Annotated in this window: 23 protein-coding genes and 1 tRNA gene; 9 read left to right on the top strand and 15 right to left on the bottom strand. The window is 66.7% G+C overall.

Annotation, left to right across the window (positions count from 1 at the left end; translation table 11 throughout):
- Positions 1-67: 67 nt before the first annotated feature.
- Positions 68-712: a c-type cytochrome gene (locus B9N43_RS14875; RefSeq protein ID WP_145842975.1), complete on the bottom strand. Its 645-nt coding sequence runs from the start codon at positions 710-712 to the stop codon at positions 68-70.
- Positions 713-826: 114 nt separating this feature from the next.
- On the opposite strand from B9N43_RS14875, the gene yihA reads away from it, so the two are divergent.
- On the top strand, positions 827-1480 hold the full coding sequence (yihA, locus tag B9N43_RS14880; RefSeq protein ID WP_145842976.1) for a ribosome biogenesis GTP-binding protein YihA/YsxC: 654 nt from the start codon (positions 827-829) through the stop codon (positions 1478-1480).
- A gap of 218 nt (positions 1481-1698) precedes the next feature.
- The gene (gene hemB / locus B9N43_RS14885; protein ID WP_145842977.1) at positions 1699-2712 is read left to right on the top strand and encodes a porphobilinogen synthase; all 1014 of its coding nucleotides are present in this window, start codon (positions 1699-1701) and stop codon (positions 2710-2712) included.
- Between the two features lie 24 nt (positions 2713-2736).
- On the opposite strand, the gene B9N43_RS14890 is transcribed toward hemB, so the two are convergent.
- The 3 genes from B9N43_RS14890 to B9N43_RS14900 form a co-directional block, all read right to left on the bottom strand.
- Entirely contained in the window at positions 2737-3381 is a 645-nt protein-coding gene (locus tag B9N43_RS14890; RefSeq protein WP_145843600.1) for a pyrimidine 5'-nucleotidase, read from the bottom strand.
- 2 nt (positions 3382-3383) lie between these two features.
- Positions 3384-4268, bottom strand: coding sequence for an acetylglutamate kinase (argB, locus tag B9N43_RS14895; RefSeq protein ID WP_145842978.1), 885 nt, complete (start codon positions 4266-4268; stop codon positions 3384-3386).
- A 122-nt stretch (positions 4269-4390) separates the two neighbouring features.
- Positions 4391-4801 (bottom strand): Hsp20/alpha crystallin family protein, encoded by a 411-nt coding sequence (locus tag B9N43_RS14900; protein ID WP_145842979.1) that lies wholly within the window; start codon positions 4799-4801, stop codon positions 4391-4393.
- Between the two features lie 194 nt (positions 4802-4995).
- On the opposite strand from B9N43_RS14900, the gene B9N43_RS14905 reads away from it, so the two are divergent.
- Genes B9N43_RS14905 through B9N43_RS14915 form a run of 3 tightly spaced genes read left to right on the top strand, consistent with a single transcriptional unit; the run spans position 4996 to position 7272 of the window.
- The gene (locus tag B9N43_RS14905; protein ID WP_145842980.1) at positions 4996-5985 is read left to right on the top strand and encodes an LLM class flavin-dependent oxidoreductase; all 990 of its coding nucleotides are present in this window, start codon (positions 4996-4998) and stop codon (positions 5983-5985) included.
- Positions 5986-5987: 2 nt separating this feature from the next.
- The gene (locus B9N43_RS14910) at positions 5988-6641 is read left to right on the top strand and encodes a TetR/AcrR family transcriptional regulator (protein WP_186453848.1); all 654 of its coding nucleotides are present in this window, start codon (positions 5988-5990) and stop codon (positions 6639-6641) included.
- A complete protein-coding gene (locus tag B9N43_RS14915) occupies positions 6634-7272 on the top strand; it encodes a nuclear transport factor 2 family protein (protein WP_145842982.1) in 639 nt (212 codons plus the stop codon). The genes B9N43_RS14910 and B9N43_RS14915 overlap by 8 nt, the downstream gene beginning before the upstream one ends.
- A 74-nt stretch (positions 7273-7346) precedes the next feature.
- On the opposite strand, the gene B9N43_RS14920 is transcribed toward B9N43_RS14915, so the two are convergent.
- A tRNA-Gly gene (locus tag B9N43_RS14920) sits at positions 7347-7420 on the bottom strand.
- Positions 7421-7486: 66 nt separating this feature from the next.
- On the opposite strand from B9N43_RS14920, the gene thiS reads away from it, so the two are divergent.
- Genes thiS through trmB form a run of 4 tightly spaced genes read left to right on the top strand, consistent with a single transcriptional unit; the run spans position 7487 to position 9965 of the window.
- Positions 7487-7690, top strand: coding sequence for a sulfur carrier protein ThiS (thiS, locus tag B9N43_RS14925; protein ID WP_145842984.1), 204 nt, complete (start codon positions 7487-7489; stop codon positions 7688-7690).
- A 7-nt stretch (positions 7691-7697) separates the two neighbouring features.
- Positions 7698-8489, top strand: a complete 792-nt coding sequence (locus B9N43_RS14930; RefSeq protein ID WP_145842985.1) for a thiazole synthase — start codon at positions 7698-7700, stop codon at positions 8487-8489.
- Positions 8482-9276, top strand: coding sequence for a hypothetical protein (locus B9N43_RS14935; RefSeq protein ID WP_145842986.1), 795 nt, complete (start codon positions 8482-8484; stop codon positions 9274-9276). The genes B9N43_RS14930 and B9N43_RS14935 overlap by 8 nt, the downstream gene beginning before the upstream one ends.
- Positions 9273-9965: a tRNA (guanosine(46)-N7)-methyltransferase TrmB gene (trmB, locus tag B9N43_RS14940; protein WP_145842987.1), complete on the top strand. Its 693-nt coding sequence runs from the start codon at positions 9273-9275 to the stop codon at positions 9963-9965. The genes B9N43_RS14935 and trmB overlap by 4 nt, the downstream gene beginning before the upstream one ends.
- A gap of 147 nt (positions 9966-10112) precedes the next feature.
- Here trmB and queC read toward each other — a convergent pair whose 3' ends face one another.
- From queC to ruvB, 10 genes are all read right to left on the bottom strand, one after another.
- Positions 10113-10826, bottom strand: a complete 714-nt coding sequence (gene queC / locus B9N43_RS14945; RefSeq protein ID WP_145842988.1) for a 7-cyano-7-deazaguanine synthase QueC — start codon at positions 10824-10826, stop codon at positions 10113-10115.
- Positions 10827-11311: 485 nt separating this feature from the next.
- Positions 11312-11980: a 7-carboxy-7-deazaguanine synthase QueE gene (queE, locus tag B9N43_RS14950; RefSeq protein ID WP_186453849.1), complete on the bottom strand. Its 669-nt coding sequence runs from the start codon at positions 11978-11980 to the stop codon at positions 11312-11314.
- Positions 11980-12711, bottom strand: a complete 732-nt coding sequence (gene ybgF, locus B9N43_RS14955; RefSeq protein ID WP_145842989.1) for a tol-pal system protein YbgF — start codon at positions 12709-12711, stop codon at positions 11980-11982. Before ybgF ends, queE begins: the two co-directional genes overlap by 1 nt.
- The gene (pal, locus tag B9N43_RS14960; RefSeq protein ID WP_145842990.1) at positions 12711-13235 is read right to left on the bottom strand and encodes a peptidoglycan-associated lipoprotein Pal; all 525 of its coding nucleotides are present in this window, start codon (positions 13233-13235) and stop codon (positions 12711-12713) included. Before pal ends, ybgF begins: the two co-directional genes overlap by 1 nt.
- Positions 13236-13262: 27 nt before the next feature.
- Positions 13263-14543: a Tol-Pal system beta propeller repeat protein TolB gene (gene tolB, locus B9N43_RS14965; RefSeq protein WP_145842991.1), complete on the bottom strand. Its 1281-nt coding sequence runs from the start codon at positions 14541-14543 to the stop codon at positions 13263-13265.
- Positions 14544-14560: 17 nt separating this feature from the next.
- Complete coding sequence (locus tag B9N43_RS14970; protein ID WP_145842993.1) at positions 14561-15310, bottom strand: energy transducer TonB; 750 nt, start codon at positions 15308-15310, stop codon at positions 14561-14563.
- A gap of 109 nt (positions 15311-15419) precedes the next feature.
- Positions 15420-15809: a protein TolR gene (gene tolR, locus B9N43_RS14975; RefSeq protein ID WP_261379346.1), complete on the bottom strand. Its 390-nt coding sequence runs from the start codon at positions 15807-15809 to the stop codon at positions 15420-15422.
- A 145-nt stretch (positions 15810-15954) separates the two neighbouring features.
- On the bottom strand, positions 15955-16632 hold the full coding sequence (gene tolQ, locus B9N43_RS14980; protein ID WP_145842995.1) for a protein TolQ: 678 nt from the start codon (positions 16630-16632) through the stop codon (positions 15955-15957).
- On the bottom strand, positions 16629-17099 hold the full coding sequence (ybgC, locus tag B9N43_RS14985) for a tol-pal system-associated acyl-CoA thioesterase (RefSeq protein ID WP_261379347.1): 471 nt from the start codon (positions 17097-17099) through the stop codon (positions 16629-16631). The genes tolQ and ybgC overlap by 4 nt, the downstream gene beginning before the upstream one ends.
- Positions 17099-18160 (bottom strand): Holliday junction branch migration DNA helicase RuvB, encoded by a 1062-nt coding sequence (gene ruvB / locus B9N43_RS14990; protein WP_145842996.1) that lies wholly within the window; start codon positions 18158-18160, stop codon positions 17099-17101. The genes ybgC and ruvB overlap by 1 nt, the downstream gene beginning before the upstream one ends.
- Positions 18161-18164: the final 4 nt, after the last annotated feature.

Below are 18164 nucleotides of genomic sequence, written 5' to 3' on the forward strand. Positions count from 1 at the left end.
GGGTCTCCCAAAACGGAAAAGGGCGGCCCGAAGCCGCCCTCGCAGGGTATGCAGGCCGATCGGCCGATCAGTGCAGGCCGGCGATGTAGTCGGCCACGGCCTTGATCTCCGGGTCGGTCATCTTGACCGCCACCATGCGCATCATCTTGTTGGGGTCGTTGGCGCGGGCGCTGGTGTCCTTGGGATCGGCGCCGGCGGCACGGAAAGACTTCAACTGGGCCTCGATATAGTCGGCGTGCTGCCCGGCCAGGCGCGGATACTGGGCGGGGATGCCGGCGCCCGCCGGGCCATGGCAGCCGGCGCAGGCGGGCAGGCCCTTGGCCTGGTCGCCGCCGCGATACAGTTTCTGCGCTTGCGCCAACGTTTCCCGATCCTTGGTTTCACCACCGCTCGGCTTCTGGGCGGCGAACCAGGCGGCGACGTTGCGCATGTCGTCGTCGGACAGGCCGGCGGACATGCCCATCATCACCGGGCTGGGGCGGGCGCCGCTCTTGAATTCGCGCAACTGCTTGGCGAGGTAGTCGGCATGTTGGCCGGCCAGCTTGGGATTCACCGGAATCACGCTGTTGCCGTCGGCGTTGTGACAGGCGACGCAAATGCCCGCGGCGATTTGTTGGCCCTTGGCGGCATCGGCTTGGGGAGCGGCATGGTCGGCCGCCTGTACCGCACCGGTGGCAAGCAAGAAGAACAGCGGCAGCAGGAAACGCTTCATCGGGAACTCCTTGGAGCGAGGGATCGCAAAAGCCTGTTATTCTATATCAGCCGGCCAGTTCTCGCCCATATCGGCCCAGGTAGCGACCTGCAGCGAATTCCCCTCCCCCGAATCATGTCCCTGTTCCGCCACGCGGTTTTTGAAATTTCGGTCGCCAGTCCGGCGGGTCTGCCTTTTTCCAATGCGCCGGAAGTGGCTTTCGCCGGACGCTCCAATGCGGGCAAGTCTTCGGCGATCAATACGTTGGCGGGCCATACGCGGCTTGCCTACGTCTCCAAGACCCCCGGGCGCACCCAGTTGATCAATCTGTTCCGCCTCAAGAACGGCGCCGCGCTGGTGGATCTGCCCGGCTACGGTTATGCGGAAGTGCCGGCGGCGGTGCGCCGCCAGTGGCAGGGACTGCTGGAGCATTACCTGACCCAGCGCGAGAATCTGGCCGGGCTGGTGCTGATCATGGACGCCCGCCGTCCGTTCACCGATCTCGATCGGCAGATGATCGCCTGGTTCGCGTCGACCGGCAAGCCGATCCACTGCCTGCTGACCAAATCCGACAAGCTGACGAATCAGGAGCAGATCAAGGTGCTGCGGGCCGCCAAGGCCGAGGCGGCGTCCCTGACGGGCGACATCAGCCTGCAGCTTTTCTCCAGTTTGAAGAAGAAGGGCATCGAGGAAGTGGAAAAGGTCGTGGGCGGCTGGCTGAGTTCCGAAGATCAGGCCCCGGTTTCTGATCCAGTCACCCCCTTCCCCGGGAAGGGGGCCGGGGGGTAGGTTTTTTAATTGCCCTCAGGGCTTTTTCTTTTTTTCGGCTTATAAGCCGAAAAAAAGAAAAAGCCCTCGGCCAAGGGGAGGAAGCCGAGGGCGAAACGCCTTAAGGGGATTAAGGCACCCGCTTAGGGAGGTGAAGCGGGAGGCAGCAGAACGCCGCCTAAAACCTAAGATAGGCAACCCGTGGGAAAGTTCCAGTAAATATTTTTGCGAGCGAGATCATGAACTTGAAAGGCCAATTCCCCTCGAGTCGAATGCGGCGGATGCGTCGGGACGATTTTTCGCGGCGCCTGATGCGGGAAACCCGTCTTTCCGCGGACGATCTGATTTACCCGGTCTTCGTCCTGGAAGGCCAGGGGCGCACCGAGCAGGTGGCCTCGATGCCCGGCGTGGAGCGGGTGACCCTCGACCGCTTGCTGCCGGTGGCCGAGCGCGCGCTGAATCTGGGGGTTCCGGCGCTGGCGCTGTTTCCGGTGATCGGTGCGGACAAGAAGTCCGACACGGCCGAGGAGGCATGGAATCCGGAAGGCCTGGTGCCGACGGTGGTGGCGCGGCTGAAGCGGGAATTCCCCGAATTGGGGGTGATCACCGACGTGGCGCTGGACCCCTACACCAGCCACGGCCAGGACGGCCTGATCGATCCGGCCGATCCACGCGGCTACGTCATGAACGACGAGACCCTGGAGGCGCTGGCCAAGCAGGCGCTGTGTCACGCGCGGGCCGGGGCCGACGTGGTGGCGCCGTCCGACATGATGGACGGCCGCATCGGCCGCATCCGCCAGACGCTCGATGCCGAGCGCCTGATCCACACCCGCATCCTGGCCTACTCGGCCAAGTACGCCTCCTCCTTCTACGGGCCTTTCCGCGATGCGGTCGGCTCCGCCGGCAATCTGGGCAAGGGCAACAAGTACACCTACCAGATGGACCCGGCCAACAGCGACGAGGCCTTGCGGGAAGTGGCGCTCGACCTCGAAGAGGGTGCGGACATGGTGATGGTCAAGCCCGGCATGCCCTATCTGGACATCGTGCGCCGGGTGAAGGACGAATTCGGCGTGCCGACCTATGCCTATCAGGTCAGCGGCGAATACGCGATGCTCCAGGCGGCCTTCGCCAACGGCTGGCTGGACCGCGACACCTGCACCCTGGAAGCGCTGCTGGCCTTCAAGCGGGCCGGCGCCGACGGCATCCTGACCTATTTCGCCCTGGAGGCGGCGGAACTGCTGCGGCGGGGCTGACCCGCCGGATGCGCTGCGGGCGGCTCAGCGCCGTCCGAAGCGCCGCGGCAGATGCAGCACCGAATCGAGACGCACGTCGACGAAGGCCGGGGTGCGCAGCCGGCGCGAGATCAGCACCGTCGTCATGCCCAGGCGCTTGGCGGTGCGCAGGTTTTCCGCGCTGTCCTCGACCATCACGCACTGGGCCGGCCGCAATCCCTCCTGCTGCAGCAGGCGCTGGAAACCGGCCCGGAATGGCTTGGGGGTGAAACGCAGGCGCTCGATCGACCAGATCGCGTCGAAGTGCCGATGCACGCCCATGATGTCCAGCACCGCGGCCGCGTAGTGGGCGGGCGCGTTGGAGAACACGATCTTGCGGCCCGGCAGCGCGTCCAGCGCGGCGCCGAGCGCGCGGCGGAACACCACCATGCGTCCCAGGTCCGGGAACTGGTGGGTGTGCCAGAGGAAATGATGCGGATTCGTGTCGTGGTGGCGCATCATGCCGCTCAGGGTGGCGCCGTAGCGCTGCCAGTAATCCACCCGCAAGCGGCTCGCCTCGTCCTCGGGCAGGTCCAGGGTCCCCGCCACATAGGTCGTCATGGCCCGGTTGATGTGGGGGAAGATGTGGGGCGTGGCGTCGTGGAGCGTGTTGTCGAGATCGAACAGCCAGACGCGTCCGCCCTGGTTCATGGTCACTTGGACTTGATCAGGGTGCCGACGCCCTCGTCGGTCAGGATCTCCAGCAGCAGCGCGTGCTCCACCCGGCCGTCGATGATATGCACGCTCTTCACCCCGCTGCGGGCCGCGTCCAGCGCCGAGCCGATCTTGGGCAGCATGCCGCCGGAGAGGGTGCCGTCGGCCACCATGTCGTCGATGTCGTGCGGCGTGATGCCGGTCAGCAGCCTGCCGTCCTTGTCCAGCACGCCCGGCGTGTTGGTGAGCAGCACCAGCTTTTCGGCCTTCAGCACCTCGGCGATCTTGCCCGCCACCACGTCGGCGTTGATGTTGTAGGTCTCGCCTTCGCTGCCCACGCCGATCGGGGCGATCACCGGAATGAAGGCGCCGGTGTCGAGCAGCGCGATCAGCGAGGGGTCGATGGAGACGATGTCGCCCACCTGGCCGACGTCGATCAGATCGCCGGGTTTGCTGAGATCTGCCATCATCAACTTCTTGGCGCGGATGAAGTTGCCGTCCTTGCCGGTGAGGCCGACCGCCTTGCCGCCGGCCTGGTTGATCAGGTTCACCACGTCCTTGTTGACCTGGCCGCCCAGCACCATCTCCACCAGTTCCATGGTCTCGGCATCGGTGACGCGCATCCCCTGGATGAACTCGCCCTTCTTGCCCACCCGGGTCAGCAGGTTCTCGATCTGCGGCCCGCCGCCGTGGACCACCACCACGTTCATGCCCACCAGCTTCAGCAGCACCACGTCGCGGGCGAAGCACTGTTTCAGATGCTCGTCGGTCATCGCGTTGCCGCCGTACTTGACGACGATGGTGCGGCCGTGGAAACGCTTGATGTAGGGCAGGGCCTCGGCCAGGATGCCGGCCTTCAGGTGGGGTGAGGGCTTGTCGCTCATGGGGGTGGGGGCGGTAAGTGAATGAACGCGCGCATTTTAGCGATCCAGGAAGGCGAAAGGGCGCCGTTTCGGAGAAACGGCGCCCTTTCGTTCGAAACCTTACGGGACCGGGATGCTGCGCTTCAGTCGATCGTCAGGCGCTTGGCCTGGGTGGCGGCCTTCTTGGGCAGGGTCAGTTCCAGTACGCCGTCCGTGAACTTGGCGCTCGCCTTCTCGTCGTCGACGTCCTGCCCCAGTTGGAAGCTGCGTGATACCTTGCCGAAGTAGCGTTCGGTGCGCAGTACCCGCTCACCCTCCTTGACCTCCTTTTCCTGCTTGCGCTCGGCGGTGATGGAAACCATCGGGCCGTCGATATTGACGTGGATGTCCTCCTTCTTCATGCCGGGCAGTTCGGCGTGAACCAGGTAAGCCTTTTCCTGTTCCTTGACGTCGATCTTGACCGAGGGCACGTCCCCTTGCCCCATTTCCACCGGGCGTACCAGGAAGCCGCGGAAAAAGTCATCGAACGGGTCGTAACGCGTGACATTGGCCATGCTTTTCTCCTTGTGTGGTGGGTATTTTGCCGGGCGGTCCATCCGCCATGACCCGTATATAGGTGGGGGTGCCGGGGATTTCAAGGGGCTGCCGCTTGCCCTCCGGCCACCCCGCGCATGATGGCCACGGCGCTGAAATGGGACGTTCGTCCGGTATAGTGATGTCGATCTGTCGCTGAGCAACGAGAAAGCCGATGGCCTACATTTCGATCAAATACGACTGCCGTGCTCCCGCGGGTGTTTCTCCGATGTCCCTGGCGGAGATCTACGATACCGCGCTGGCTCAGGTGGCCTGGCTGGATACCCTGGGCTATCCGATCACCGTCAATTTCTGCGAGCACCACGGCTCGACCGACGACTACCTGCCCAGTCCCATCATCCTGGCCGCCGCCGCCGCGCGGATGACCCGCAATGTGCGCATTCAGGTCAACGTCATCGTTCCCTTCCACGACCCGCTGCGCATCGCCGAAGACGTGGCGGTGCTGGACCAGTTGAGCGGCGGCCGGGCCGAGGTGCTTTTGCTGGGCGGCTACGTGCCCGACGAGATGGCCATGTTCGGCGTCGATCCGCACCGCCGCGGCGTGCTGATGGAGGAGTGCGTGACCACCCTGAAGGCGGCCTGGAGCGGCGAACCCTTCCAGCATCGGGGCCGCCCCTGCCGCATCCGGCCACGCCCCTTGCAGCAGCCCCATCCACCCATCTTCATGGGCGGCACCAGCGCCCCCGCCGCCCGGCGCGCGGCTCGGCTGGGCGACGCCTTCATCGGCGGCCTGCCCGAGCTGAATGACATTTACGTGCGGGAATGCCAAGCCCAGGGCAAGACGCCGCGGTTCCAGGGACGCATGCCGTTTTCCTACCTGTTCGCCAGCGAGGACCCCGAGCGCACCTGGCAGGGCATCGCGCCCTATTGCCTCTACGAGACCAACACCTATGCCCGCTGGCAGGCCAGCGCCGCCCTGGACGCCATGTACCAGGAAGCCACCGACGCGGACGCACTGCGCGCCACCGGCATCTACCAGGTGGTCACACCGGAGCGGGTATTGGCGGGGGCGGCGACGATGGCCGACAACGACGCCTTTGTGCTGCATCCGCTGATGTCGGGACTGGACAAGGATTTGAGCTGGGAGGGACTGCGGGTATTCTTCGAGCGGATCGCTCCCCATGTGAAACTCAATCTGATCTGATCGTGCCCAAAATAGTTGACCATGACCAGCGCCGCGAGGTGATTGCCCGCGCCGCCGCAGAACTGATCGCGGAGAAAGGCCTGGCGGCCGCCACCTTCCGCGAGATCGCCGCCCATACCGGATTCTCCAAGGGCGTCATCGAGCATTATTTCGACGACAAGGAGCACATCGTCAGCAAAGCCCTGGACTGGGTGGATGAGCGCTACCTGAAGCACGAGCAGCGCCTGACCCGCGGCAAGCAGGGGCTGGACGCCGTTTGCGCCCGACTGACCTGCACGCTGCCGCTGAGTCCCGCGGCGACGCTGCACTGGAAGGTGCGCCTGAACTACTGGGGCCTGGCCACCACCCGCCCCGACTGGCAGGCTTTGCTGGAACAGCGCTCCCAGGCGACCTACCGGCGCTTTGCTCGCGATCTCCAGGAGGCGATCGCGCTGGGGCAGGCGGCGCCCGAACTGGACGTCACCCAGGCGGGACAGATGCTGGTCCATTTCGCCACCGGCGTCAGCATCAACGCCCTGCTGTCGCCCCGGCTCTACAACCGGCGCTACCTGATCCAGGCCTGCGAGCAGGTGCTCCTGGATCTGGAGCAGTGGCACCGCGGGACCGGCGCGTTCAGCCCGAAAATTTTCGTCACAGGAAGCCCGACCCATGACTGAGCAAAACCTCGACCTGGCCAGCCTGGCCGCCCGCATCGACCGCCTCGAGTCCCTCGACGCGATTCGCCAGTTGCCGGCGAAATACGCGCTGTCCCTGGATATGCGGGATCTCGACGCGCATGTGAACCTCTTTGCACCCGACATCCGCATCAGCAAGGACAAGGCGGGCCGCCAGCACATGAAGGCCTGGGTGGACGACACCCTGCGCAACCAGTTCACCGGCACCTCGCATCACATCGGCGGCCACATCATCGAGTTCAAGGACCTCGACCACGCCAGCGGCGTCGTTTATTCCAAGAACGAACACGAGACCGGTCCCGAGTGGGTGATCATGCAGATGCTCTACTGGGACGACTACGAGCGCATCGACGGCCGCTGGTACTTCCGCCGCCGCCTGCCCTGCTACTGGTATGCCAGCGACTTGAACAAACCGCCGATCGGCGACATGAAGATGCGCTGGCCGGGGCGCGAGCCCTACAGCGGTGCCTGGCACGAGCTGTGGCCGTCGTGGAAGGAGTTCTGGGCCAATCCTTCCGAGGGCCTGCCCGAGGTGGCCGAGCCCGCGCCGCTGGACAAGTTCCTGGAAACCATGCGCCGCGGCGCGCCGATCCCGAAGATCCGGGTGCGCTGAGTCCACGGGCTGCGGTCAATTGGCGCCGCACCCAAACAAAAAGCCCAACGCGAAGGCGCTGGGCTTCTCGAAACTGGAGCGGGCGAAGGGAGTCGAACCCTCGTCTCTTGCTTGGGAAGCAAGGGTAATGCCGTTATACGACGCCCGCAGGAGGCCCGGATTGTAGGCGGTCGTTGCCGGGCTGGCAATTCCTCGCGTGATAAAATTCGGCCCGATGATCACCATCAATCTGAATGGCGCGGCCCGAGAACTGGCGCCCGGCGCCACCCTCTCCGACCTGTTGGCCAGCATGGGCCTGGCGGGCAAGCGCGTCGCCATCGAACGCAACGGCGCGATCGTGCCGCGCAGCCTGCATGGCGAGACCCGGCTGGCGCCGGGCGACGTTGTTGAAATTGTGTCCGCCGTCGGCGGCGGCTGAGAAGATCATGACAGACTCCCTCGTTATCGCAGGCAAGGCCTACCGTTCCCGGCTGCTGGTGGGCACCGGCAAGTACAAGGATTTCGCCCAGACCCGCGAGGCGATCGTGGCGTCCGGCGCCGAGATCGTCACCGTCGCCATCCGCCGCACCAACATCGGCCAGGAGCCGGGCCAGCCTTCGCTGCTGGACGCGCTGCCGCCCGCCGAATTCACTTATCTGCCCAACACGGCCGGCTGCTACACGGCGGACGACGCGGTGCGCACGCTGCGCCTGGCGCGGGAACTGCTCGACGGCCACGATCTGGTCAAGCTGGAGGTGCTGGGCGATCCCCACACCCTGTTCCCGCAGATGCCGGAAACCCTGAAGGCGGCCGAGACCCTGGTGAAGGACGGCTTCAAGGTGATGGTCTATTGTTCCGATGACCCGATCCAGGCCAAGCTGCTCGAAGAGATCGGCTGCGTCGCGATCATGCCCCTGGCGTCCCTGATCGGTTCCGGCATGGGCATCCTCAACCCGTGGAACCTGCGCCTGATCGTCGATCAGGCCAAGGTGCCGGTGCTGGTGGATGCCGGCGTGGGCACCGCGTCGGACGCCGCCGTGGCGATGGAACTGGGCTGCGACGGCGTGCTGATGAACACCGCCATCGCCCAGGCGCAGGATCCGGTGCTGATGGCCGGCGCGATGAAAAAGGCGGTCGAGGCGGGACGCGAGGCCTTCCTGGCGGGGCGGATGCCGCGCAAGTATTACTCGGCGTCGCCCAGTTCCCCCGCCGAAGGGCTCATCGCCCCCCGTGCGTAGGCTGCTGGCGCTGACCTGCCTGCTGGCGGCACCGCTGGCGCTGGCAGGGGACGTCAAGGCGGGCGTCACGGCGCTGCCCAAGTTTCCGGGCCGTAGCGGCTATGCCTTCGACAAGCCGCGCGTGTTGTTGCAGCAGCGCCTGTTCGGCCTCTATCACGGCGTGACCCTGCTCGCCCGGGCCTGCGCGGAAAGAGAGAATGCCGGCACGGCGGCGGCGGGCGACGCCTACCGCCACTGGCGCGAGACGCAGGAAGAGGCGATCGCCGCGGCCCGTGCCGATGTGGGGCGCCATTACTTCGGCGGCTTCGGCGCGGAGGCCAGCGACGAGCAACTGGTCCAGGCCCTCGGCCTGAAGCCGGCGCTGGATGTCGCGCCGGGCGAACTCGATGCCGCCTGCGCGACCTTGCCGGAGGCGCTGGACAAGCCGCGCTACGATCTCAAGGCCCAATTCCGCATGCAGGCTCTGCTGAATCGCCTCTCCAGCGCGGCCGCGACAGAGGGGCGGGCTGCCTATTGCCGCCGGCGGCTGGAGCGGCCCGCCGCGCAGGCGCTGGATGCCGCGCTGACGAAGTGGCAGACCGAGCATCTGGCGGGCCTGGCCGAAGCCCGCGCCGCCGTTGCGCCGCGCTGGCAGGAGGCCGGCCTCGACCGCCCGCTGGAGGATTGGCTGCAAGGCATCCGCAAGGCGGTGGCGCGCTCGACGCTGGCCGGGGAGTGCGCCGGGCTGGAAACCTGGCTGTCGACCGCTGCGGCCGATCCCGACCAACCTTTCAAAGTGAATCCATGAGCGAAGAACAGCAAAGCCCGCAGTCGGGCCATATCCGCAGTTTCGTGTTGCGCCAGGGCCGCGTGTCGGCGGCGCAGCAGCGTTACTACGACGAAGGCATGCCGCGCTGGAGCCTGCCCTACGCCCCCGGCCCGGTCGACCTGGCGGCGGTGTTCGGCCGCGCAGCGCCGAAGATCCTGGAGATCGGCTTCGGCATGGGCGAGACCACGGCCGCCATCGCCGCCGCCCACCCGGAAAACGACTACCTCGGCATCGAGGTGCACACGCCCGGCGTCGGCGCGCTGTTGAAGCAGATCGCCGAGCGGGGACTGAGCAACGTGCGTCTGATCCAGCACGATGCCGTGGAAGTGGTGAGCCGGATGATCGCTCCCGCCAGCCTGGCCGGCATCCACGTGTTCTTTCCCGACCCCTGGCCCAAGAAGCGCCATCACAAGCGGCGCCTGATCCAGCCGGCCTTCGTCCATCTATTGAGCCAGCGCCTGGCGCCGGGCGGCTATTTCCACTGCGCCACCGACTGGGAGGAATATGCCCAGCAGATGCTGGAGGTGCTGTCCGGCGAAGCGCTGCTGGAAAACACGGCGCCGGGCTTCGCGCCCCGCCCCGAGTACCGGCCGCTGACCAAGTTCGAGCAGCGCGGCCTGCGCTTGGGGCACGGCGTCTGGGACGTGGTGTTCCGGCGCAAGGCTTGACGCCACAGCGGCCAGCGCTAGCGGCCGTCCCTGGCCGGAATTTTGGCAGGCTCTGCGAGCGAAGCGAGCCCGGTTCAGTCACCTCCCCCGGAGAGGGGGAGGCAGGGAGGGGGCGGGCCTTCCTGCTGCTTTTCCGGCCAACCGGTGCTATCTCTTATCGGAGCTTTCCTGGAGGGTTCCGGCTTGGCCGGCATAGGGCGTCGGGTCGGGCAGGCCGGCGGCGGTGAAACCGGCGCGGCGCAGCCGGCAGGAGTCGCACAGGCCGCAGGCCCGCCCCTGATCGTCGGCCTGGTAGCAGGAAACGGTGAGGGCGTAGTCGACGCCCAGGTCGTGGCCGGCGCGGATGATCTCCGCCTTGGTCATGTCGATCAGCGGCGCGTGGATGTGCAGGCGCCGGCCTTCGACGCCGGCCCTGGTGGCCAGATTGGCCATGGTCTCGAAGGCGCGGATGAATTCCGGCCGGCAGTCCGGGTAGCCGGAGTAGTCCACCGCATTGACGCCGACGAACAGGTCGTCCGCGCCCAGCACTTCGGCCCAGCCCATGGCCAGCGCCAGCATGATGGTGTTGCGCGCAGGCACATAGGTGATCGGGATGCCCGCGGCCTCGACGCCGTCGGTGGGCACGCCGATGCCGGGATCGGTCAGCGCGGAGCCGCCGAACTGGTTCATGTCCAGATGCAGCACCCGATGCTCCCGCGCGCCCAGGGCGTCGGCCACACGCCGCGCGGCGGCCAGCTCGACACTGTGGCGCTGGCCGTAATCGACCGACAGGCAGTGGCAGACGAAACCCTGCTGGCGGGCGATGGCCAGCACGGTGGCGGAGTCGAGTCCGCCGGACAGCAGGATGACGGCAGGTTTCATGACGATGCCTTGACGTGAAAATGAAGCTTTTCCGCCGGGCCGCCTCTCCCACGATGGCCACGATGGGGAAAAGCGGCACGCGGCGAAGCCGCAACGCATCGGTGTTCCCACGAAGCGCCCCCAAACATCCGAGCGCAGCGGGCCGTATCGAACCCCCCGGAGGGGAGCGAAGGTGAGCGAGCCCAACAAAGCTTTTCCGCCGGGCCGTCCCAAGGAAAAGCGGCACGCGGCGAAGCCGCAACGTATCGGTGTTCCCACGAAGCGCCCCCAAACATCCGAGCGCAGCGGGCCGTATCGAACCCCCCGGAGGGGAGCGAAGGTGAGCGAGCCCAACAAAGCTTTTCCGCCGGGCCGTCCCAAGGAAAAGCGGCACGCGGTGAAGCCGCAACGCATCGGTGTTCCCACGAAGCGCCCCCAAACATCCGAGCGCAGCGAGCTGTATCGAACCCCCCGGAGGGGGGCGAAGGGGGGCGAGTCTTCATGCGTCAGCGGCCCTTGGCGTCTTGCCAGAGAATCTTGTGCAATTGCAGCTGGAAGCGCACCGGCAGCCGGTCGTCGAGTATCCACTGGGCCAGTTGCGCGGGCGCCAATCGACCCTGGACCGGCGAGAACAGCACCGGGCAGCGGGTCGCCAGCCGATGTTCGGCCAGCTGCCGCTTGGCCCAGTCGTAATCCTCGCGCGAGGCCAGCACCAGTTTCAGCTCGTCGCGCGGGGTGAGCGATTCGAGATTCTCCCAGCGGTTGCGCGCCGCCTCGCCGGAGCCCGGCGCCTTGAGGTCCATGATGCGGGAGACCCGTGCATCCACTGCGGCGATGTCCAGCGCGCCGCTGGTCTCCAGGGACACCGAGTAGCCCGCGTCGCAAAGCGCGCTCAAAAGATCCGGACAGCCCTTCTGGGCCAGCGGTTCGCCGCCGGTGACGCAGACCGTGGGGCAGGCCGCGACGCCGCCCAGGGCCGCCACCCGTTCCAGCACCTCGCCGACGCTCATGGTCTCGCCGCCGGTGAATGCGTATTCGGTGTCGCACCAGGTGCAGCGCAGGGGGCAGCCGCTGAGGCGGATGAAAACGGTGGGCAAGCCCACGCGGGTGGACTCGCCCTGGATCGAATGAAAGACTTCGGTGATCCGCAGCTTCGCGGAAAGGTCGGCCGCCACTACTTTTTCTTGAGTTGCTGCTTGGCTTTCCTGCCGGCTTCGCTGCTCGGGTATTGGGCCGCCAGCGCGGTCAGCACCTTGCGCGCGGCTGCCCGCTGGCCGGCGGCTTCCAGGCTGTTGGCCTGCTCCAGCAGGGCATCGGGCGCCTTGGCGTCGTCGGGCCACTGGGCCGCCAGGCGGCCATACATGTCGGCGGCCTTGGCCGGTTCGCGCAGCTGGTTGAGGCAATAGCCGGCCCAGAAATGGGCGCTGGCCTGGAGGCTGCTGTTCGGGTAGCCCTTGATGAAAGCGTTGAAGGCGGCCAGCGCCTCCTTGAAGCGCGAAGCCTTCAGGGCCTTGAGGGCGGCTTCGTAGGTGCTGGTCTCCGCGGCCGGGTCGGCGGCTGGCTGCTCGCTTTCCGCCGCCTGGTTTTCCGTGGCGCCGGCTTCCAGGGCCCGCAGACGGTTGTCCAGATCCACGTAGAAATCCTTCTGCCGCTTCTGGGCCGCGTCCAGTTCGTAGGTCAGGACCTCGATCTGGCCGCGCAGCTTGGCCAGCTCCGCATTCAGGGTTTCCACCTGGTTGGCGAAGTCCACCTGGTTCTTGGCGGCATTCTCCGCGCGCTGGGTCAGTTCGGCGACCTCGCCCTGGAGCTTGGCGACGCCGGCGCGGGCCTCGTCGTCGTCAAACAACCCGGCCCGCGCCGGGAGGGCGCAGGCCAGGGTCAGCAGCGCAACGGCGATGCGCCGCATCAATACTCACCGGTGTAGAGAATGTCGTCGCGACGGTTCTGGGACCAGCAGCTTTCGTCATGGCCGGTGCAGCGGGGCTTCTCCTTGCCAAGGCTCACCGCCTCGACCTGATCCTCGCGGCCGCCCAGCAGCAGCAGGGCCTTCTTCACCGCCTCGGCCCGCTTCTGGCCCAGGGCCAGGTTGTACTCGCGGCTGCCGCGCTCGTCGGCGTTGCCCTGGATCAGCATCTTCATCGTCGGGTTGGCCTTGAGGAACCGGGCATGGGCCTCGATCAGGGACTTGAATTCGTCCTTCACCACGTACTGATCGTAGTCGAAGAACACTTCCCGCTTCGACAGGATGCTCTTGGGATTCTTCAGATTGGCGATCGTCAACGCATTGGGATCCTCCTGCGTAACCGGCATCGGCTGGGCGGCGACGGGAGCCGCCACCGGAGCGGGCTGCTGCTCGGGGGCGGGCGGCTGGCTGCTGCAGGCGGCCAGCAAGAAGGTGGCAAGGGCGGCGAGGACTACGGTATTGCGCATTTCGATCTCCTTTGGTTGACGCAAGGGTTATTTGGCGAGGGGGCCCCAGGCGGGTTCACGGATATCGGCGGCCTGGACGGACAACTTCTGCTTCACCCGACCGTCGGCCGATACCGCCGCCAGAATGCCTCGCCCCCCGATCTCGGTAGCATAGATGATCATGCGGCCGTTGGGCGCGAAACTGGGGGATTCATCCTTGGCGGAATCTGTAAGTATTTGTATCTGCCGGGTGGCCAGGTCCATCAGCGTGAGCTGGAAGCGCCCGCCATCCCGCGAAATGTAGGCCATGCTCCTGCCATTGGGGGAGAGCCGGGGGGTCACGTTGTAGCTGCCCTCGAAGGTGATCCGCTCGACGTTCCCGCCATTGGCCGGGATGCGGTAGATCTGCGGGCTGCCGCCGCGGTCCGAGGTGAAGTAAATCCACTCGCCGTCGGGCGAATACCGCGGTTCGGTGTCGATGCCGGTGGAGGTGGCGAGCCGGGTCACGCCGCTGCCGTCGGTATTGACCGCGTACAACTGGGAGTTGCCGTCCTTGGTCAGCACCACGGCCAGGCGCTTGCCGTCCGGGGACCAGGCCGGCGCCGAGTTGGAGCCCTTGAAGTTGGCCGCCACGTGGCGGCGGCCGGTGGCCAGGTCATGGACATAGACCACGGGTTTCTTGGACTCGAAGGACACGTAGGCCAGCTTGCTGCCATCCGGGGACCAGGCCGGCGAGATGATGGGTTCCCGGGAGGCCAGGGCCGCCTGCGGATTGGCGCCGTCGGCGTCGGCGATCTGCAATTCGTAGCGGCCGGTGGATTTGACCACGTAGGCCACGCGGGTGGCGAAGACGCCCCGTTCGCCGGTCAGTTTTTCGTAGATGGCATCGGCGACGCGATGAGCGGTGGCGCGCAGTTGATAGGGCGTGGAGGTGTGGCTGTAGGCTTCGTCGGCCAGGACCGCCTGCTTGAGAACGTCGTGGAGCCGGAACCGGGTTTCGTAGCGCCCGTCGGCGCTCGCGGCGACGGAACCCACCGCCAGGGCGTCGGCGCCCTGGCCGCGCCAGTCGCCATAGCGGACCGACGCATTGACGCCCAGCGGCGTGGTTCCCGGATCGACCATGCGGAACAGGCCGCTGCGCTCCAGGTCGGCGCGGATCACGGAGACCAGGGCCTGGGAGACGATCCGCTCGCCGTCGAAGGTGGCGATGGACAGTGGGATGCGGTTGGCGCCGGCGCCGGTGATTTCGATGGAAAGCTGAGCCTGGGCCTGGAGCGCCAACCCTGCCAGAGCGGTCAGGGCGATGGCGAGAAAGCGTGAATATTTCATGGCGTGAATTATAACGGTCACTCTTCCATCGGCCGGAACTTCAGTTCCAGATCGCGGGAAAACAATTCGGTGTTGTCCGGTTTCGGCAACGGGCTGGACTTGAGGATCGCCCGCTCGATGGCCGAGTCCAGGGCCGGATTGCCGGAGGATCTTTTCTGCTTCACCGAGAGCACCTCGCCGCTGGGCAACTGGGTCACCAGGAACACCGCTTCCGGATTGCCCTGGACGCCGGGCGGCAGCACGATGTTGCCGCGGATCTTGCCGCGGATGCGCGACAGATAGTCGGCGATGCCCTTGCTGCGGGCGGCGGCGGCCAGGTCGGCCTTGTGCCGGGCCAGATCCTGCTCGGCCGAGGCGGCGGCCTTGCGTCCGGTCAGGCGGGCGAATTCCTTGTCGAGGGCCGACTTGAGCGCATCCACCCGGCTCGGTGGCGGCGTCTCCTTGATCGCGGGCTTGGGTTTTTCCTTCTCCTTCTCCTTCAGCGCGATGTCCGGCTTGGCCACGGGCTTGGGTTCAGGTCTGGGTTCGGGTTTTGGCTCCACCTTGGGCTCGGGCTGCGGCGCCGGCTCGGCCTGGGGTTCCGGCGCGGCGACCGATGGCGGGGCGCTGACCAGCTCCACTTCCACCGCCTCGGGCGCGGTGGTCTGCCAGCGCACGCCGTAGAACAGGAACAGCGCCAGCAGGATGTGGACGCCGGCCGCCAGCAGGCCCGAGACCAGCTTGCCCGGCTCTTCGGGACGATCGAGGAGGGCGGCGTCGGCGTTCATTGGACGGCCCACCCCCCGGCCCCCGCCCCAGGGGCGGGGGTGACGGCGGTTCGCCGCAAGGCGGCTCCGGAGAATGACATGCGCCCTTGCGGACGGCCGGGCAGGGCGCTCATTTCCCCGGCTGCACCAAAAGGCCGATCTTGGTGACCTGCTGCTGCTGCAATTCGCTCATCACGTTCAGCACCGCCTCGTACTTCACCTGGCGGTCCCCGGCGATCAGCACCGCCTGCTGGGGATTGGCCGCCTGCGCGGCGCGGATCTGCTCGGCCAGCTCTTCCCGGGTCACGGCCAGTTCGGCGTCGCCCTTGGCGCGGTTCTTCAGGGCCAGGCTCTGGTCGGCGCGCACGATCACTTCCAGGGGAGCCACCGGCGGCTGGGCGCTCTTGCCCACGCTGGGCAGATCCACGCTGCCGGTCTGGATCATCGGCGCGGTGACCATGAAGATCACCAGCAGCACCAGCATCACGTCGATGTAGGGCACGACGTTGATGCTGTTCATTTGTCTTCTTTGTCTCATGGAGCTAGCTCCATGAGACAAAGAAGACCTGGTTCATCGAGTGCCATCCCCCCGCCCCCCTTCCCGAGGAAGGGGGTGACGATATCGGTGCTGCGCGTTGCGCAGCAGTTTGATGTGGACGGTGTGTTCATCGCAACTGCCGCTGCAGGATGTTGGAAAACTCCTCCATGAAGCTCTCGAAGCGCACCGCCAGGCGGTCCACGTCGTGGGCGAAGCGGTTGTAGGCGACGACGGCGGGAATCGCGGCGAAGAGGCCGATGGCCGTCGCCACCAGTGCCTCGGCGATGCCGGGGGCGACCGCGGCGAGCGTTGCCGAGCTCATGTTGGACAGCCCGCGGAATGCGTGCATGATGCCCCACACCGTGCCGAACAGACCGACGTAGGGCGAGACCGAGCCGACCGAGGCGAGGAAGGACAGGTGGGCGTCCAGGTCGTCCAGTTCGCGCTGGTAGGTGGCGCGCATGGCGCGGCGGATGCCGTCCACCACCGCCGTCGGGTCGAGGATCTTCTGGCCGCGCAGCTTGGTGAATTCGCGGTAGCCGGCCTCGAAGATGTGCTCCAGCGCGCCCGAGTGGTGGCGGTCGTTCTGCGCGCTCTGGTACATGCTGTTGAGGTCGCCGCCGCTCCAGAAGTCGCGCTCGAACTGCTCCGTCTTGGCGCGGGCGTCGCGGATCGCGAACCACTTGCGGAAGATCCAGTACCAGGACAGCAGCGAAACCCAGGTCAGCAGCGCCATCACCAGCTTGACGACCAGACTGGCATGGGAAATCAGTTCGATGATGGAAAGATCCTGGGTGATGTTCATGAGGAGTTCCTGATGCGTTCAAGAAGCGCCGGCGGAATCGCCACCGGCTTGAAGCGTTCGCGGTCGAGACAGACCACCTTGACCGTGGCCTCGAACAGGCGCCCGCCGCCCGGATTGTCGTCCAGCTCCACGTGCTGGGCGAAGACGATCGCGGCGCGACCATGGGACTCGACGGCGGTGCAAACGTTCAATCGGTCGTCGAGCCGCGCCGGCCGCAGGTACTCGGCCGCGACCGAGCGGACGGCGAAGACCACGCCCAGCTCGGTGGCCAGCCGGCCCTGATCATACCCCAGGGCGCGCAGCCACTCGGTGCGCCCGCGCTCGACGAAACGCAGGTAATTGGCGTAGTACACGACGCCGCCGGCATCGGTGTCCTCGTAGTAGACCCGCACCGGCAGCACTGCGCTTGCCAGGGCAGTGGCGGCCGCAATCCCGCTTTCCCGGGCAGGCATTTCGACAGGTGCCATCACTCGGGATCGAAGAGTTCAGGAACGGTGCCGGGGGACTTCAAGCCGAAATGCCGCCAGATCGAGGCCGTCGCCACCCGTCCGCGCGGCGTGCGCTGGAGATAGCCCTGCTGGATCAGATACGGCTCCAGCACGTCCTCGATGGTGTCGCGCGCCTCGCCGATGGCGGCGGCCAAGTTGTCCACGCCGACCGGGCCGCCGCCGAACTTTTCCAGCATCGCGCCGAGCAGCTTGCGGTCCATGATGTCCAGACCGAGATGATCCACGTCGAGCATGGTCAGGGCGGCGTCGGCCACTTCGCGGGTGATGTGGCCTTCGGCCTTGACCTCGGCGAAGTCGCGCACCCGGCGCAGCAGCCGGTTGGCGATGCGGGGCGTGCCGCGCGAGCGGCGGGCGATCTCCGTCGCCCCGGCGTCGGCGATGCGGCAGTTGAGCAGCTGGGAGGAGCGCCGCACGATCAGCGCCAGTTCCTCCGGCGTGTAGAACTCCAGCCGGGCGACGATGCCGAAGCGGTCGCGCAGCGGGTTGGTCAGCATGCCGGCGCGGGTGGTGGCGCCGACCAGGGTGAACGGCGGCAGGTCCAGCTTCACCGAGCGGGCGGCGGGCCCCTCGCCGATCATGATGTCGATCTGGAAATCCTCCAGCGCCGGGTAGAGGATTTCCTCGACCACCGGCGAGAGACGATGGATTTCGTCGATGAACAGAACGTCGTGCGGTTCCAGGTTGGTCAGGATCGCCGCCAGGTCGCCGGCCCGCTCCAGCACCGGACCGGAGGTCTGGCGCAGATTCACGCCCATCTCGTGGGCGACGATGTGGGCCAGGGTGGTCTTGCCCAGGCCCGGCGGGCCGAACAGCAGCACGTGGTCCAGGGCCTCGCCGCGCCGCTTGGCGGCCTCGATGAAGATTTCCAACTGGCCGCGGATCTTCTGCTGACCCACGTAGTCGGCCAGCAGCTTGGGGCGCAGCGCCCGCTCCAGGACGTCTTCCTGGGCGGACTCGCGGCCGGCGGAAATCAGGCGCTCGGGGGGCGCCGGCGCGAACTTGTCGGTCTGGACGGTCATGGCG

Origin of the sequence: Denitratisoma sp. DHT3 (genome assembly GCF_007833355.1) — a bacterium.
GTDB lineage: Bacteria > Pseudomonadota > Gammaproteobacteria > Burkholderiales > Rhodocyclaceae > Denitratisoma.